General features: G+C 61.8%; 14 protein-coding genes. 6 read left to right on the forward strand and 8 right to left on the reverse strand.

What is annotated here, in order from left to right; genetic code table 11:
- Window positions 1–121: 121 nt before the first annotated feature.
- Both hexR and V3W40_RS16690 read left to right on the forward strand, forming a co-directional pair.
- Window positions 122–988, forward strand: a complete 867-nt coding sequence (hexR, locus tag V3W40_RS16685; RefSeq protein WP_010168370.1) for a transcriptional regulator HexR — start codon at window positions 122–124, stop codon at window positions 986–988.
- A gap of 213 nt (window positions 989–1,201) precedes the next feature.
- Window positions 1,202–1,399 carry a PA3496 family putative envelope integrity protein gene (locus tag V3W40_RS16690; protein ID WP_074848013.1) on the forward strand — a complete coding sequence of 66 codons (198 nt, stop codon included), beginning with the start codon at window positions 1,202–1,204 and terminating at the stop codon, window positions 1,397–1,399.
- Here V3W40_RS16690 and V3W40_RS16695 read toward each other — a convergent pair.
- Complete coding sequence (locus V3W40_RS16695) at window positions 1,329–2,303, reverse strand: LysR family transcriptional regulator (protein ID WP_027608220.1); 975 nt, start codon at window positions 2,301–2,303, stop codon at window positions 1,329–1,331. The genes V3W40_RS16690 and V3W40_RS16695 overlap by 71 nt on opposite strands.
- Before the next feature lie 195 nt (window positions 2,304–2,498).
- Between V3W40_RS16695 and V3W40_RS16700 the strand changes: the two genes are divergently transcribed.
- Both V3W40_RS16700 and oadA read left to right on the forward strand, forming a co-directional pair.
- Window positions 2,499–3,914, forward strand: a complete 1,416-nt coding sequence (locus tag V3W40_RS16700; protein WP_027608221.1) for an acetyl-CoA carboxylase biotin carboxylase subunit — start codon at window positions 2,499–2,501, stop codon at window positions 3,912–3,914.
- Window positions 3,915–3,925: 11 nt separating this feature from the next.
- Complete coding sequence (oadA, locus tag V3W40_RS16705; protein WP_330215368.1) at window positions 3,926–5,734, forward strand: sodium-extruding oxaloacetate decarboxylase subunit alpha; 1,809 nt, start codon at window positions 3,926–3,928, stop codon at window positions 5,732–5,734.
- 66 nt (window positions 5,735–5,800) lie between these two features.
- Here oadA and V3W40_RS16710 read toward each other — a convergent pair whose 3' ends face one another.
- The 4 genes from V3W40_RS16710 to V3W40_RS16725 all read right to left on the reverse strand — a co-directional run bounded on the left by V3W40_RS16710 (window position 5,801) and on the right by V3W40_RS16725 (window position 10,177).
- On the reverse strand, window positions 5,801–6,970 hold the full coding sequence (locus V3W40_RS16710; RefSeq protein WP_330215369.1) for a hypothetical protein: 1,170 nt from the start codon (window positions 6,968–6,970) through the stop codon (window positions 5,801–5,803).
- Between the two features lie 108 nt (window positions 6,971–7,078).
- Window positions 7,079–8,389, reverse strand: coding sequence for an autotransporter outer membrane beta-barrel domain-containing protein (locus V3W40_RS16715; RefSeq protein WP_330215370.1), 1,311 nt, complete (start codon window positions 8,387–8,389; stop codon window positions 7,079–7,081).
- A 166-nt stretch (window positions 8,390–8,555) separates the two neighbouring features.
- The gene (locus tag V3W40_RS16720) at window positions 8,556–9,326 is read right to left on the reverse strand and encodes an amino acid ABC transporter permease (RefSeq protein ID WP_074848264.1); all 771 of its coding nucleotides are present in this window, start codon (window positions 9,324–9,326) and stop codon (window positions 8,556–8,558) included.
- Window positions 9,327–9,355: 29 nt separating this feature from the next.
- On the reverse strand, window positions 9,356–10,177 hold the full coding sequence (locus V3W40_RS16725) for an ABC transporter substrate-binding protein (protein ID WP_065926762.1): 822 nt from the start codon (window positions 10,175–10,177) through the stop codon (window positions 9,356–9,358).
- 112 nt (window positions 10,178–10,289) lie between these two features.
- Here V3W40_RS16725 and V3W40_RS16730 point away from each other — a divergent pair, with 112 nt between their 5' ends.
- Window positions 10,290–11,189, forward strand: a complete 900-nt coding sequence (locus V3W40_RS16730; RefSeq protein WP_330215371.1) for a homocysteine S-methyltransferase family protein — start codon at window positions 10,290–10,292, stop codon at window positions 11,187–11,189.
- A gap of 3 nt (window positions 11,190–11,192) precedes the next feature.
- Here the strand turns inward: V3W40_RS16730 and V3W40_RS16735 are convergent, their stop codons facing one another.
- From V3W40_RS16735 to V3W40_RS16745, 3 genes are read right to left on the reverse strand one after another with little or no spacing between them, the layout of a single operon-like run.
- On the reverse strand, window positions 11,193–11,873 hold the full coding sequence (locus V3W40_RS16735) for a GNAT family N-acetyltransferase (RefSeq protein WP_323146154.1): 681 nt from the start codon (window positions 11,871–11,873) through the stop codon (window positions 11,193–11,195).
- Between the two features lie 10 nt (window positions 11,874–11,883).
- Window positions 11,884–12,330 (reverse strand): GNAT family N-acetyltransferase, encoded by a 447-nt coding sequence (locus V3W40_RS16740; RefSeq protein ID WP_065926760.1) that lies wholly within the window; start codon window positions 12,328–12,330, stop codon window positions 11,884–11,886.
- Window positions 12,327–12,965, reverse strand: coding sequence for an FMN-binding negative transcriptional regulator (locus V3W40_RS16745; protein ID WP_065926759.1), 639 nt, complete (start codon window positions 12,963–12,965; stop codon window positions 12,327–12,329). Before V3W40_RS16745 ends, V3W40_RS16740 begins: the two co-directional genes overlap by 4 nt.
- A gap of 90 nt (window positions 12,966–13,055) precedes the next feature.
- Between V3W40_RS16745 and pdxR the strand changes: the two genes are divergently transcribed.
- A complete protein-coding gene (pdxR, locus tag V3W40_RS16750; RefSeq protein ID WP_330215372.1) occupies window positions 13,056–14,597 on the forward strand; it encodes a MocR-like pyridoxine biosynthesis transcription factor PdxR in 1,542 nt (513 codons plus the stop codon).
- The last annotated feature ends 1 nt before the right edge of the window (window position 14,598 follow it).

Genomic DNA, 14,598 nt, shown 5'->3' on the forward strand with positions numbered 1-14,598 from the left:
GCTGATTCAAAGGGCATCAGGGCGATTTAGTGATGCATCGGGCGGGCAAAACGGCAATTCTTGTAGTATAACTACAAGCTTGCTACATCCCTGGCCCTGCCAATAACAAGAGTCCTGCCCTTTGAACCTGTTGCAACATATCGCCCAGTCGCGCCACCTGTTACGCAAATCGGAACTCAAGGTTGCCGATCACGTGCTGCTTGACCCTGCGGCCGTGATGCACAGTTCCATGGCCGACCTTGCCCACAGCGTGGGCATCAGCGAGCCGACTATCGTGCGCTTCTGCCGCGCCATCGGTTGCTCCGGGTTCCAGGACTTGAAGCTCAAGCTGGCCCAGAGCCTGGCCGCCGGCGCGAGCTTCGGCCAGTTTGCGATTCACGAAGACGATTCCGTCGCCGACTACAGCCTGAAAATCTTCGACACCACCTTGCACACGCTCATGGAGGTGCGCGAGAAGCTTGACCCGGTAGAGCTGCAAAAGGCCGTGACCGCCATGTCCCAGGCCCAGCGTGTGGAGTTCTATGGTTTCGGCGCGTCCGGTGCGGTGGCGGCAGACGCCCAGCACAAATTTTTCCGCCTGCTGCTGACCGCAGCGGCCTACAGCGACCCGCACATGCAGGCGATGTCGGCGGTGACCTTGAAGCCGACCGACGTGGCGATCTGCATTTCCCAGTCGGGCCGCTCCAAAGACCTGCTGATCACCGCCAACCTGGTGCGTGAAAGCGGTGCGACATTGATTACCTTGTGCCCGAGCCAGACGCCGTTGGCGGAGCTGTCCACGGTCAACCTGGCGATCGATGTGCACGAAGACACCGAGATCTACACCCCGCTGACGTCGCGTATCGCTCACCTGGTGGTGATCGACGTGCTGGCGATGGGCGTTGCCATGGCGCGGGGCCCGAGCCTGGTCAACCACCTCAAGAGCGTCAAGCGCAGCTTGCGCAGCCTGCGGTTGTCGCCCAAGTCCGTCAAAGCCCTCGACGACTGATCCAAGGTTGCAGGGGTTCCAAATGTGGGAGGGGGCTTGCTCCCGATAGCGGTGGGTCAGTCACCAGATACATTGACTGTCTCACTGCCATCGGGGGCAAGCCCCCTCCCACATTTGCATCTTCTGTGTGCCCACAATCTTCATCAGGCTGTCATCGCCCCGTCATCCCCCAAGGCCATCCTGAACTCCCGTACTCGCATTGGGAGACTCCAAATGGCCCGGCCCTACGAAGACAGCAACAGCTCCGTCAAGACCCGTCGTCAACAGGAAGACCAGCGCCGCATGGCGTTCCGTCGCGCAATCGAAGACCGCTGCGACCAGCGCCAGCTGCAGCAGAGCATCAGTGACTACCCGGAACTCCACTGGCAGGCACCCGCGGCTGCCCAGCGAAACGTTCAGCCAACGCGCTGATCTGCACCCGTTCGCTGCGGATAAAGCCCAGGAACGCATGGGCCACCGGTGACAGGCGCTTGGCCTTGGCCTGCACCAGGCACCAGCTGCGGTACAGCGGCAGTTCTTCCACCGGCAGCTCCTTGAGCCCGCCGGTGGCCAGTTCCATATTGACCGCATGGCGCGTCAGCAAGGCCACGCCCAGGCCGGCGCATACGCATTCACGTTGCGCCTCGGCCGAGGCCACTTCCACCGTCTGGGTGAAGTGCACGCGTTTCTCCTTGAAATACTCCTCGCAGGCCAGTCGCGTGCCCGAGCCCGGTTCGCGCAGCAACAGCGTGTAGGGTTCCAGGTCCTGCAAACGCAACGGCCCTTGCAGGCTCAAGGGGTGATCAGGTGGCGCCACGGCCACGATCGGATTGTTGAGGAACGGCAGGAATTCCAGGCCCATGTCCTGGGGCACCATGGACATGATCACCAGGTCGTCGCGGTTGTCGGAGAGGCGGCGGATCACCTGGGCGCGGTTGACCACGGTCAGGTGCAGTTGCACCTCGGGATGCTGGCGTTTGAACGCGGCAAACAGGTGCGGCACGAAGTACTTGGCGCTGGATTCAATCGCGAGCTTTAGCTGGCCCTGCAACGAACCCTGCATGTCCGACAGCTGCATATCGAGGTTTTCCAGGCGCCCGAAAATATCCCGGCTGGCCCGTTGCAGGGCTTCGGCAGCCTCGGTCATGTAGAGCTTCTTGCCGACATAATCGAACAGCGGCTGGCCGACCAGCTCTTCGAGCTGGCGAATTTGCAGGCTCACGGCCGGTTGGGTGAGAGACATTTCCTCGGCCGCGCGGCTGTAAGAGCGCAAGTCGCACACTTCATTGAAGATCTGCAATTGACGCAATGTCATACGCATCAGTGACTTACGCATTATTTAAATCCTCTCGCCCCAGGTCGACCGGCCAACTATAAGTCTTTACTTATGAGCGACCCAATAATTATTGATTTTTGTTAATCCCTCCACGGGCTTAGTGTGTGGCTGCGACTGGCTTGAAACATTTAGTCACGCGCCGACCCGGCTCCAGCGGGTCGAAGAACGCAGCAATCGGCTCAAGGGAATTTCCAAGTGATAAAAAAGATCCTGATCGCCAACCGTGGTGAAATTGCCGTACGAATCGTGCGTGCCTGCGCCGAGATGGGCATTCGCTCGGTCGCGGTTTACTCGGACGCCGACCGCCATGCGTTGCACGTCAAGCGTGCCGACGAAGCCCACAGCATTGGCGCCGAGCCGCTGGCCGGCTACCTGAACCCGCGCAAGCTGGTGAACCTGGCGGTGGAAACCGGTTGCGATGCGCTGCACCCCGGCTACGGCTTCCTGTCGGAAAACGCCGAGTTGGCAGACATCTGCGCCGAACGGGGAATCAAATTCATCGGCCCTTCGGCTGAAGTGATTCGCCGCATGGGCGACAAGACCGAAGCCCGCCGCAGCATGATCAAGGCCGGTGTGCCGGTCACGCCCGGCACCGAAGGCAACGTCGCCGACATCACCGAGGCCCTCACCGAAGGCGACCGCATTGGTTACCCGGTGATGCTCAAGGCCACCTCCGGTGGTGGCGGTCGCGGTATCCGCCGTTGCAACAGCCGTGAAGAACTCGAACAAGCCTTCCCCCGCGTGATCTCCGAAGCTACCAAGGCGTTCGGTTCGGCGGAAGTGTTCCTGGAAAAATGCATCGTCAATCCCAAGCACATCGAGGCGCAGATCCTCGGTGACAGCTTCGGCAACGTGGTGCATCTGTTCGAGCGCGACTGTTCGATCCAGCGCCGTAACCAGAAGCTCATCGAAATCGCCCCGAGCCCGCAGCTCACCCCGGAACAGCGCGCCTACATCGGCGACCTGTCGGTGCGCGCGGCCAAGGCCGTGGGCTACGAGAACGCCGGCACCGTGGAGTTCCTGCTCGCCGAGGGCGAGGTGTACTTCATGGAGATGAACACCCGGGTGCAGGTGGAGCACACCATCACCGAAGAAATCACCGGGATCGACATTGTCCGCGAGCAGATCCGAATCGCCTCGGGCCTGCCGTTGTCGGTCAAACAGGAAGACATCCAGCACCGTGGCTTTGCGTTGCAGTTCCGCATCAACGCCGAAGACCCGAAGAACAACTTCCTCCCAAGCTTCGGCAAGATCACCCGTTACTACGCGCCCGGCGGCCCCGGCGTGCGTACCGACACGGCGATCTACACCGGCTACACCATCCCGCCGTTCTACGACTCCATGTGCCTGAAGCTGGTGGTCTGGGCGTTGACCTGGGAAGAAGCCATGGACCGCGGCCTGCGTGCCCTGGACGACATGCGCCTGCAAGGCGTGAAGACCACGGCCGCCTACTACCAGGAAATCCTGCGTAACCCGGAATTCCGCAGCGGCCAGTTCAACACCAGTTTTGTGGAAAGCCACCCTGAGCTGACCAACTACTCGATCAAGCGCAAACCCGAAGAGCTGGCCCTGGCCATCGCCGCCGCCATCGCCGCCCACGCAGGCCTGTGAGGAACATTCCAATGACTAAAAAAATCTTCGTAACCGACACCATCCTGCGCGACGCCCACCAATCGTTGCTGGCGACCCGCATGCGCACCGACGACATGCTGCCGATCTGCGACAAGCTCGATAAAGTCGGCTACTGGTCCCTGGAAGTCTGGGGCGGCGCGACCTTCGACGCCTGCGTACGCTTCCTCAAGGAAGACCCGTGGGAGCGCCTGCGCAAACTGCGTGCCGCGTTGCCTAACACGCGCCTGCAAATGCTCCTGCGCGGCCAGAACCTGCTGGGCTACCGCCATTACAGCGACGACGTGGTCAAGGCCTTCGTGGCCAAGGCTGCCGTCAACGGTATCGACGTATTCCGCATCTTCGACGCCATGAACGACGTGCGTAACCTGCGTGTGGCCATCGAAGCGGTCAAAGCCGCCGGCAAGCATGCCCAGGGCACCATCGCCTACACCACCAGCCCGGTGCACACCGTCGAGGCCTTCGTGGCCCAGGCCAAGCAGCTGGAATCCATGGGGTGCGACTCGATCGCGATCAAGGACATGGCCGGCCTGCTGACGCCGTACGCCACCGGTGAACTGGTCAAGGCGCTGAAAGCCGAGCAGAGCCTGCCGATCTTTATCCACTCCCACGACACCGCCGGTTTGGCCGCGATGTGCCAACTCAAGGCGATCGAAAACGGTGCCGATCATATCGACACCGCGATCTCCAGCTTCGCCTGGGGCACCAGCCACCCGGGCACCGAGTCTATGGTCGCCGCCCTTAAAGGCAGCGAATTCGATACCGGTCTCGACCTGGAGCTGCTGCAAGAGATCGGCCTGTACTTCTATGCCGTGCGCAAGAAGTACCACCAGTTCGAAAGCGAATTCACCGCCGTCGACACCCGTGTGCAAGTCAACCAGGTGCCGGGCGGGATGATTTCCAACCTGGCCAACCAGTTGAAAGAGCAGGGCGCTCTGAACCGCATGAGCGAAGTGCTGGCTGAAATTCCACGCGTGCGTGAAGACCTCGGCTTCCCGCCGCTGGTGACCCCGACTTCGCAGATCGTCGGCACCCAGGCGTTCTTCAACGTGCTGGCCGGTGAGCGCTACAAGACCATCACCAACGAAGTGAAGCTGTACCTGCAAGGCGGCTACGGCAAGGCGCCGGGCACGGTGAACGAGAAGTTGCGTCGCCAGGCCATCGGCAGCGAAGAAGTGATCGACGTGCGCCCGGCCGACCTGCTCAAGCCGGAGATGACCAAGCTGCGCGGCGAAATCGGCGCACTGGCCAAGTCCGAAGAAGACGTGCTGACCTACGCCATGTTCCCGGACATCGGGCGCAAGTTCCTCGAAGAACGCGACGCCGGCACCCTGACGCCTGAGGTGCTGCTGCCTATCCCTGAAGCCGGCGGCGTGGCCCGTGCCGGTGGTGAAGGCGTGCCGACCGAGTTCGTCATCGACGTGCACGGCGAAAGCTACCGTGTGGACATCACCGGTGTCGGTGTGAAAGCCGAAGGCAAGCGCCATTTCTACCTGTCCATCGATGGCATGCCGGAAGAAGTGGTGTTCGAACCGCTCAACGAATTCGTCGGCGGTGGCGGCAGCAAGCGCAAGCAGGCCAGCGAGCCGGGGCATGTCAGCACGGCGATGCCAGGCAATATCGTCGATGTGCTGGTCAAGGAAGGCGATGTGGTCAAGGCCGGCCAGGCCGTGCTGATCACCGAAGCGATGAAGATGGAAACCGAAGTGCAGGCTGCGATTGCCGGCAAGGTGACCGCCGTTCACGTGGCCAAAGGCGACCGGGTGAACCCTGGCGAAATCCTGATTGAAATCGAAGGCTGATCCAGCCTTCGACACTACCGTTTAATCCTCGGGGGGGCAGGTGCCCCCCTTTTTTTTGCCGATTTTTTAATGGTCAGCGGAGGGTGCGGCGCTCTGCTTGCGCTTGAAGCCGACAAAAATACCCTCAGGTTTGTAGAGCAGTTCAGGTTCCAGGGTGGTCAGGTTGCTGGTAACGGCGCTGAATGTTCCCTTGATGGATGCCGCATCCGCGATACGTAGCTGGCGCGTGAGCAGTGCTTCACTTTCCGGCTGTACATCAAGTTTCAGGGTGGCGTTATCCAGCGTTAACGTATTGCCGACTTTCAGCGTGGAGTGGGCTTGGTCCGCGCCCACTTTGAACGCCATGGTCGATCCTGGTTTGAGGTGCAGATCCTTCCTGATCCGGGTCCGTGGTGTATTTTCAGGATCGAGCAGCAGAGTACCCCCGACATTAAGGGAGTCGACGGTGCCGCCGGAATAGCTGCCGCCCGCATCAATATCCAGGGTCCCCTTGATAACGCTGCGGTTGGTCAAGGCAGCATCGCCGTACACCGTGCCGTGCCGACTGTCGTGCAGTGCACCGGTCAGTTCCCAGGCGCCCTTGCCGACCCACAGGTGTTGCATTCGGGTCGCACCTTCGAACGTGCCGCCTTTGGCGTCATCGAGAACCACCTGGTTGGTACCGCTGCCGCCATCGACTTCGCCTTTGAAGCGGCTGCCATTTTTGACAACCAACAGGTCGTCACCGCCGCCCATGTCCAGGGCGACTCCATTGCCACCTGCAATCAGGCCATGGTTGATCACCTCATCGGCCTTTTCTCCCTTCAGGGCCACACCCGTGCCGGATTGGGCCGTGATGCTTCCTCGATTCTCCAGCCAGACAGAGGTAAGCCCGGAGCTGCTCAGGCCATGACCCGGTGAATTGATGTGCACGTCCGGGCTGTTGACGATGTCGACGGCTTTGATGATGTGTGACTTCTCAAGGTTGGACGGGGTTTGGGTGAGGCCGGCGATCTCGTCGATATTCATCCCGTCGCGGCGCGGGGAGTTAGGCGTGGTGATGACTTTGACAATATTGGTGTCGAGCTGGCCATTTGAGGCCTGGCGGGCGGCGTGCCCGAACGAGCGCGGAGTGGTTGGAGGCGCGGTGTGTGGCTCGGGTGCTGCGGCGGGCGGAGTGGCAGCCTCGGCGAAGGCGTTGGCGCTTTGTGCGAAAAGTGCACCAAGGGGAGGGAAAAACGAAAGTGTCGATATCATGATTTCCGGCCTCTTTTGTATAGGAGACCGGAGTGTAGCCAGCAGAAAGTGGTGCTTAATGTCAGCCTTCAATACCCGCGTGAGTGTGAAGGTTCTTCCGTTTCTGTATTAAAACGCGCTTTGCCATTGGCCCATTAGTCCATGGTTGCGGCTGTTGTCGCCCACTTCGGCGGTGTACGCGATGCTCAGGGTCTGGTGCTCCGAAAGACGCATGTCCAGCCCCGTGCGCAAGGCCAGATTATCTCGGTCCAGCGAGGTACCGCCGATGCTGAACGCGCTGTTGAAGTCCTCGCGGGTTTCCCTGGCAAAGGATTGGCGTACGCGGCTGTTGGTGTCGCCATACAAGTGTTTCCAATGGGCGCTCAGGTGCGGCTTGAGGGTGATCCGGTCGGCCACTGCGATGTCGCGGCTCAAGCGCAGGCCGAAGGTGCTGCTGAGGTTTTGCTGGGTTTGGGTGCCCACGTTCAACGCGCTATGGCCACCTTTCTCGGAGAAGCGGTCACGGTGATACCGCTGGAAGCCGATTCCGGCAAACGGTTCGGCATGCAAGCCGTCGGTGACGAACCGATGGCCCAGTTCGGCGAATGCGTTCTGGCTCTGGGCCTTGTACTTGCCCGTGAGGCGTTCGCGGTAATCGATGAAGTCGAAGTCCACACTGCGCGTGTTCTGCCCGGAATGGCTGCTGTACAGCGCGCCCAGGCGTAAAGCCCATGGACCGTCCTGGCGCACCGCATAGGCGCCCAGGTGCCAGCTGTCCACTTCACCGTTGAAATGCCGGGCGCTCAGGTCGCTGCCAGACTTGCCGCCCACCACGCCGACCCGCCAGGCGTCATCGATTGCTCCATCTGCACCCAGCAACAGGCCCTGGCTGCTTTGTTTCAAGCCGGCGCTGCCGTGTTGGGCATCGAGGGCACCGCTGCTGGCCAGGCCTTGGAGCCAGACACGGCCGTCCTCACCGGTGTGGTTATCCAATTGGCGTATGGCTGTCAGCAGGCTGGCGTGCAAGCGTTTCATGCTGTTTTGAGTGGCCGTGCCCAGGTTGGCGTTCTGGCTGCCGGCCAATTGCTCCAGCAGCGTACCCAAGCGACCTGGCTCCAGGCTGCTCAAGTACCGCCCGTAGTTTTCAAGCTGGTACTTTTCCCAGTCACTCAACTCCTCCGATGCCAGCGCGGCATCCATTGCGGAGTCCAGCACGCGGGCAACGCTCAGGCCGTTACGACTGTTGGCTCGGTCGATGAAATAGAAATCTTCGGGGGTGGGAGTGGCCGGGTCGAAATGAGTTTTCTGGTGATGTTTCGCAATCTGTTCGAACCACTCGCTGTCGGGTTCCATGTCGTCACGGGCCTGTGCGTACTGAGCACAGGTGGCCCCCAGCGCGAGCGTGATGGCGAGTACGAGTTGTTTCTGAATGAGTGGCATGTAAACCCACCTCCTGATGTATGAGGCGGGGAATTTAGCGGGGCACCCGGGGGATAACTGTCAGGCCAAGCACCGCGTGTTTGCGGGAGATGTCTCTAGTCCGATGCGATAAAAGTTCAGCTCGATTGGCGCAGTAAGCCTGAGGGCGATAGTGACTTCAATGACCTCACTCTCGCCTCGCATATCCCTTGCCATAGTGCCGCTCCATGCGTGCCTGGATCAGTTCCAGGCCGAGGGACATCACCCAGTAAATGATCGCAGCGGTGGTGAGCATCTCGATATAACGGTAGCTGGAGCGCCCGTAGGATTGCGCCAGGAACATCACTTCCCACACGCCCATCACCGAGATCAGCGACGAGTCCTTGAGCATGGAGATGAACTGGTTGGTCGCCGGCGGGACGATGGTGCGCATGGCCTGGGGCAGGGTGACGTGCCAGAAGATCGCACTGTCGCGCATGCCCAGGGCCAATGCGGCTTCCCGTTGCCCCTGAGGGACGCCCAGGATGCCGGCGCGGAAGATCTCGCTCAGGTACGCGCCGTAGTTCAGCGACAGCGCGATGATCCCCGCGACGATGGCGCCCGGCACCAGGCCCAGCTGCGGCAGGCCCAGATAGATCAGCAGGATCTGGATCAGCAACGGCGTGCCACGGAAAAACGACGCGTAGAAGCTGGCGATACCAAAGGCCACGGCACTTTTGGACAAGCGCCCGAGCGCGGTGACGAAGCCTAGCACCGACGAGGCGGCAATCGAACACAGGCACAGGAACAGCGTCAGCGCTGCGCCTTGCAGGAAGCCATTGGGGGCCAGGTGCAGGCCGACCAGGTTGGGCAGCTTGTCGAGAATGATCGAGAACTTCAGGTCAAAGCTCAGGAAGAAACTGGCAAACAGGGCGAACAGCGCCGCCCAGGTCAGGTAAAGCCGCGTGCGAAAGCCCAGCAGGGCGCGCGCAGGTTTTGGGGGAACACTCATTGGCTGATATCGGCACCGATCCATTTTTGCGACAGTTTGCTCAGGGTGCCGTCCTGTTTCAACTGGGCAAACACCTCACGCACCTTGGCGTCCCACTGGGCGTCGCCTTTTTCGATGGCCACCGAGTTGGGTTCGGCATACAGCGCTGCGCCGGCGAGTTTGAAGCGTTTGTCCTGGTCCAGGCGCGGTTGGGCCGTGACCAGGTTGGTCAGGATCGCATCCAGGCGCACTCCTGCGCCCAGGCCGAGGTCCTGGAAGGCGACGTTATCGGTGTCGTACGGGGCGATCTGCACGTTCTCGAACGGGTACTGCAACTGGGTGTCCTCGGCGCCTTCGATCACCAGGTTCTTGTTCAGGTAGCTCTCGTAGCTGGAGGCGCTGGTGAGGCCGACTTTCTTGCCGCTCAGGTCCTTGGCGCCGTGGATGCTGTCATCCTTGGCATTGACCACGATCACGGCAGGGGAGGCGTAATACTCCACCGGGAAGTCGAAGACTTCGGCGCGGGCCTTGCTCGGGGTCATCGAGCAGATGCAGATGTCATAGCGCCCGCTCCAGCGGCCGGCGGCGATCACGTCCCACGACGGCGTTTCCAGGCGTAGTTTCACACCGAGCTTTTGCGCGACAGCCTTGGCCACATCGACATCGAAGCCGTCGAGCTGGTTTTGCTCGTTGAGGAACGAGAACGGCGGGTAGCTTTCCATCAGCACGCCCACCAGTTCTTTTTTCTTCTCAACCCGGTCCAGGGTCGCGCCGCCAAAGGCTTGGGTGGAGGCAGCAAGCATCGTCAGGCCCAAGGCCAATAGCGGTTTAAGTTTCAAGGAGGCACCTGAATAAAAAAGAGGTTGTTATGAACCGAACGGAACGTATTAAATAGTTATAAGAACGACTCTCATAGTGAGTTATTTTCATAAGCTTATGAGTAAAAAGCATATGGGCGCAGTAAGCACAGTAATTCTGGACGGCGGCATGGGCCGTGAACTGCAACGCCGCGGTGCGCCCTTCAGGCAGCCGGAGTGGTCGGCGCTGGCATTGAGCGAAGCACCGCAGGCGGTGGAGGCGGTGCATGCGGCCTATATCGACAGTGGCGCCAACGTGATTACCAGCAACAGCTATGCGGTGGTGCCGTTCCATATCGGCGAGGCGCGCTTTGCTGCCGAAGGCCAGGCCCTGGCGGCGCTGGCGGGTGAATTGGCCAGACGGGCGGTGCAGGCTTCGGGCAAGGCCGCGCGCGTGGCCGGCTCGTTGCCGCCGCTGTTTGGTTCGTATCGGCCTGATCTGTTCGAGCCGCAGCGCGTATCTGAGCTGTTGACGCCACTGGTGCAGGGCCTGGCACCCCATGTCGATCTGTGGCTGGCGGAGACCCAGAGCTCAATCGTCGAAGCGCGGGCGATTCATGCGGGCCTGCCGAAGGATGGCAAGCCGTTCTGGCTGTCGTTTACCTTGAAAGACGAAGACACCGACGAAGTACCGCGCCTGCGTTCCGGCGAACCGGTGGCGGACGCGGCCGAAGCGGCGGCGCAGTTGGGTGTGCAAGTGTTACTGTTCAATTGCAGCCAGCCGGAAGTAATCGGCGCGGCGATCGATGCCGCACGCCAAACCTTCGAACGGTTGGGCGTGGCGATTCAGATCGGTGCCTACGCCAACGCCTTCCCGCCACAGCCCAAGGAAGCCACGGCCAACGACGGCCTGGACCCCTTGCGCGAGGATCTCGACCCACCGGGCTACCTGCAGTGGGCGGCGGACTGGAAAAAGCGCGGTGCCAGCCACTTGGGCGGGTGCTGCGGGATCGGGCCGGAGCACATTGCGGTGCTGGCCCAGAAGCTGGGGTAAGCCTTAAAGCGCCTGGCGGCGACACTCCGCCAGGCCCTTCAACTGCCCGGAACCTGCCTGGTTCGCCTCCGACAACCACACCTCAAACCCCGCACCCACCGTCGGCCATTCCGAATCCAGGATCGAATACCACGCCGTATCGCGGTTCTGCCCCTTCACCACCATATGCTGGCGGAACACCCCTTCAAAACTGAACCCCAACCGCTCAGCCGCATACTTGGAGCGGGCATTGCCGTTGTTGCACTTCCACTCCAGGCGGCGGTAGCCCTGTTCGAACGCGTATTTGGCCAAGAGATACACCGCTTCGGTGCTTTTGGGTGAGCGCTGCATCGGCGCGCCGAAGGTGACATGGCCGATTTCGATACGGCCCTGGGCCGGGACGATGGACATCAGGCTGAGGATGCCCTGCACCTGGCCGGACGCACGGTCGACCACGCTGAAGAAATACGGGTCGCTGTTCGCCGCATGGTTGTTCAACCACGCATCAAACGCGGCGCGCTCGGCAAACGGGCCGTAAGGCAGGTAATCCCACAACTTGGGGTCGGCACCGGGGCCTTCGAGGGCTTGCCACAATTGAGCGGCGTGGCGGGCCGGGTCGAGTTTTTCCAGGCGGATAAAGCGCCCTTCAAGCAGTTGCGCGGTGGGCGCCGGGGCGCCCTTCCAGTCGGCGAGAGAAGTGGACATGCTGCGCTCCTTAAAGACCTTTGCGAAATTGAATGAAGCCAGGGCGTTCGGCGATGCGCTCGTAGAGCTGGATCGCGGTGGTGTTGGTCTCGTGGGTCAGCCAGTGCACCTTGCAACAGCCGTCGGCCTTGGCAGTGGCGTAGACGAACTCGATCAGTTTACGGCCGACACCGGTGCCGCGCTGGACCGGGTCCACCAGCAGGTCCTGCAGGTAGCAGGAGTTCTCGATGCTCCAGTTGGAACGATGGTAGATGAAGTTGACCATGCCCACCGCCTTGCCATCCTGCCAGGCCAGCGCGGAGTGGGTCGGCTCATGGGCATCGATCAGACGCTGCCAGGTGCTTTGGCTGACGGCGTCCGGCAGTTCGGTGTTGTAGAACGTCAAGTACGCCTGCCACAGCGGCAGCCAGGCGGCGTGGTCGGTTGCGGTGACCGGGCGGATCTCGATCTGGCTCATTCTGAAACTCCTTGGGGAATAAAGCGCGCGAGGGTCTGGTCGCGTATATCGGCGCTGGCGGCCAGGCCGTCGCGCACGCCGGCGATGTCCGCCGCGCTGCGGTTCTGGCTGAGTTTGCGTTTGCCGATCAGGCGTTCGATCGGCAGGCTGAAGCCGACGATGGCCTTGAGCATGCCGTCAATGTAATCAGCCGGGGCGTCGCTGACTTTCCAGGGCTGGGCGCGATTGCCCTCGTGGCGGTCAGTGAGGGCGCTGACCACGCCTAGCAGGCGCTCGGCATCGGTAAACACCTCGGCCTTGCCATAGGCATGCACCGCGATGTAATTCCAGGTGGGCACCACTTTGCCGTGCTCAGCCTTGGCCGGGTAAAACCCCGGGCTGACATAGGCCTCGGCGCCGGCAAAGATCACCAAAGCCTCGCTGCCGTCTTGCAGGTCTTGCCACTGCCGATTGGCCTTGGCCAGGTGCCCGTACAGCGTGCCGTTGGGGCCTTCGTCGGGATTGAGCAGCAGCGGCAAGTGGCTGGCCTGCAGGCCTTGCTTGCCAAAGGTGACCAACTGCGCCAGGCGTGTGTGCTGGATCAGTTGCTGTATTTCGGGCAAGTCGTCGAGGGCAAAAGCGCGTGGTGTGTACATGAATATTTTCCTTGGCGAATGCCTGCATCCTAGGCAGGCTAATGGTTCGTTGTAAGAGCCATCTTCGGCCAATTTCATAGGTCCAATATGATGTCGCCCATTTCGCCGCCGCTGTCCTTCAACCCTGCCGGTATCGAGCTGGATCGTCGCCAAGGCTTGACGCGCCAGCTTTATGCAGCCCTGCGTCAGCGCGTGCTGGATGGGCGCCTGGCCAGCGGTACGCGCCTGCCCGCCAGCCGTGACCTGGCCGCTGCGCTGTTGATTTCCCGCAACAGCGTCGTGCGCGCCTACGATCAGTTGTACGCCGAGGGGTTTGTCGAAGGCCGTGTGGGTGATGGCACCTATGTCGCCCAATTGCCCACGGCAAAAAAACTATCCACAAAAGTATCCACAGGCTTATCAACAAGGTTATCCCCAGCCTTATCCACAAAGTGGATGGATTTGCCGCAAGATCTCGACGGCGAAGTTATCCACAGGCCGGCCTTGGGGCGCGTGCAAAGTAACCATTTGCCACAGCCGCCGTCGGGGCCGCCCAAGGCATTTCGCGTGGGCGTGCCAGCCTTCGATCTGTTCCCTTTCGAGGTCTGGGCCAAGCTCAACGGGGCGTTCTGGCGCAAGCCGGACCTGGCGCAGCTGTGCTATGGCGACCCGGCGGGTGACAGCCGCCTGCGCGGCCTGATCGCCGCTTACCTGCGCAGCTCACGGGGCATGCAATGTACGGCTGAGCAAATAGTGATCACCAGCGGTGCACAACAGGCAATCAGCCTTTGTGCACAGCTGCTGGTAGAGCCAGGCGATGGGGTAGCGGTGGAAAACCCGGGCTATCGGGCCGCCGGGCATGCGTTCGCACTGGCCGGTGCCAACCTGCAGGGCGTGCCGGTGGACAGCGACGGCATCGATTGCCAGGTCCTGAATACCTTGGGTGATTGCCGCCTGGCCTATGTCACGCCCTCCCACCAATATCCGCTGGGCGTGGTGATGAGCCTGGCGCGGCGCCTGGAGTTGCTGGCCTGGGCCGAGCGCACCGGCGGTTGGATCGTGGAGGACGACTATGACGGCGAATACCGCTACAGCGGCGCCCCCCTGGCGCCGCTGGCCGCGCTGGACCGCAGCGGCCGCGTGCTGTACGTCGGTACCTTCGGCAAAGTCGCATTCCCGGCCTTGCGCCTGGGCTATCTGGTATTGCCGCCAGGCCTGGTTGATGCTTTCTCACGGCGCCGTGCGGTGGATATGCGCCACTCGGAAGTCAGTACCCAGGCGGTGATGGCCGAGTTTATGGCGGCCGGGCACTTCCAGCGGCATATCCGCCGGATGCGGCGCGCGGCATTGAGCCGGCGCAATGCCTTGCTCGCCGGGTGGCCGCGTGGTCTGCCGGGGGTGGGCGAGTTGCCCGTTATCGCCGCAGGGCTGCACATGACCGTGCGCGTGGACAGCCTGGCCCGCGAGCAACAGCTGCTTGAGCAGGCCCGTGCCGTGGGCGTCGAAGTCAATGGTTTAAGCAGTTACTGGCTGGCGCACTCCACCACTCCGGCAGACCAGCGCGCCGGCCTGGTGCTGGGGTTTGCCGCCGTACCCGAGACGGCCGTTGCCGAGGCCCTGGCAACGTTGCGCAGGGCCTGGCAGCACGATTGAC

The sequence above is a fragment of the Pseudomonas sp. AM8 genome (assembly GCF_036346475.1).
In the GTDB taxonomy this organism is placed as follows: domain Bacteria; phylum Pseudomonadota; class Gammaproteobacteria; order Pseudomonadales; family Pseudomonadaceae; genus Aquipseudomonas; species Aquipseudomonas marginalis.

Coding starts and splice junctions, on each gene's coding strand:
- V3W40_RS16715 (WP_330215370.1), bottom strand. CDS start 8,389: ATGCCACTCATTCAGAAACAACTCGTACTCGCCATCACGCTCGCGCTG.
- V3W40_RS16745 (WP_065926759.1), bottom strand. CDS start 12,965: ATGTACACACCACGCGCTTTTGCCCTCGACGACTTGCCCGAAATACAG.
- V3W40_RS16740 (WP_065926760.1), bottom strand. CDS start 12,330: ATGAGCCAGATCGAGATCCGCCCGGTCACCGCAACCGACCACGCCGCC.
- V3W40_RS16690 (WP_074848013.1), top strand. CDS start 1,202: ATGGCCCGGCCCTACGAAGACAGCAACAGCTCCGTCAAGACCCGTCGT.
- pdxR (WP_330215372.1), top strand. CDS start 13,056: ATGTCGCCCATTTCGCCGCCGCTGTCCTTCAACCCTGCCGGTATCGAG.
- V3W40_RS16710 (WP_330215369.1), bottom strand. CDS start 6,970: ATGATATCGACACTTTCGTTTTTCCCTCCCCTTGGTGCACTTTTCGCA.
- V3W40_RS16695 (WP_027608220.1), bottom strand. CDS start 2,303: ATGCGTAAGTCACTGATGCGTATGACATTGCGTCAATTGCAGATCTTC.
- oadA (WP_330215368.1), top strand. CDS start 3,926: ATGACTAAAAAAATCTTCGTAACCGACACCATCCTGCGCGACGCCCAC.
- V3W40_RS16735 (WP_323146154.1), bottom strand. CDS start 11,873: ATGTCCACTTCTCTCGCCGACTGGAAGGGCGCCCCGGCGCCCACCGCG.
- V3W40_RS16730 (WP_330215371.1), top strand. CDS start 10,290: ATGGGCGCAGTAAGCACAGTAATTCTGGACGGCGGCATGGGCCGTGAA.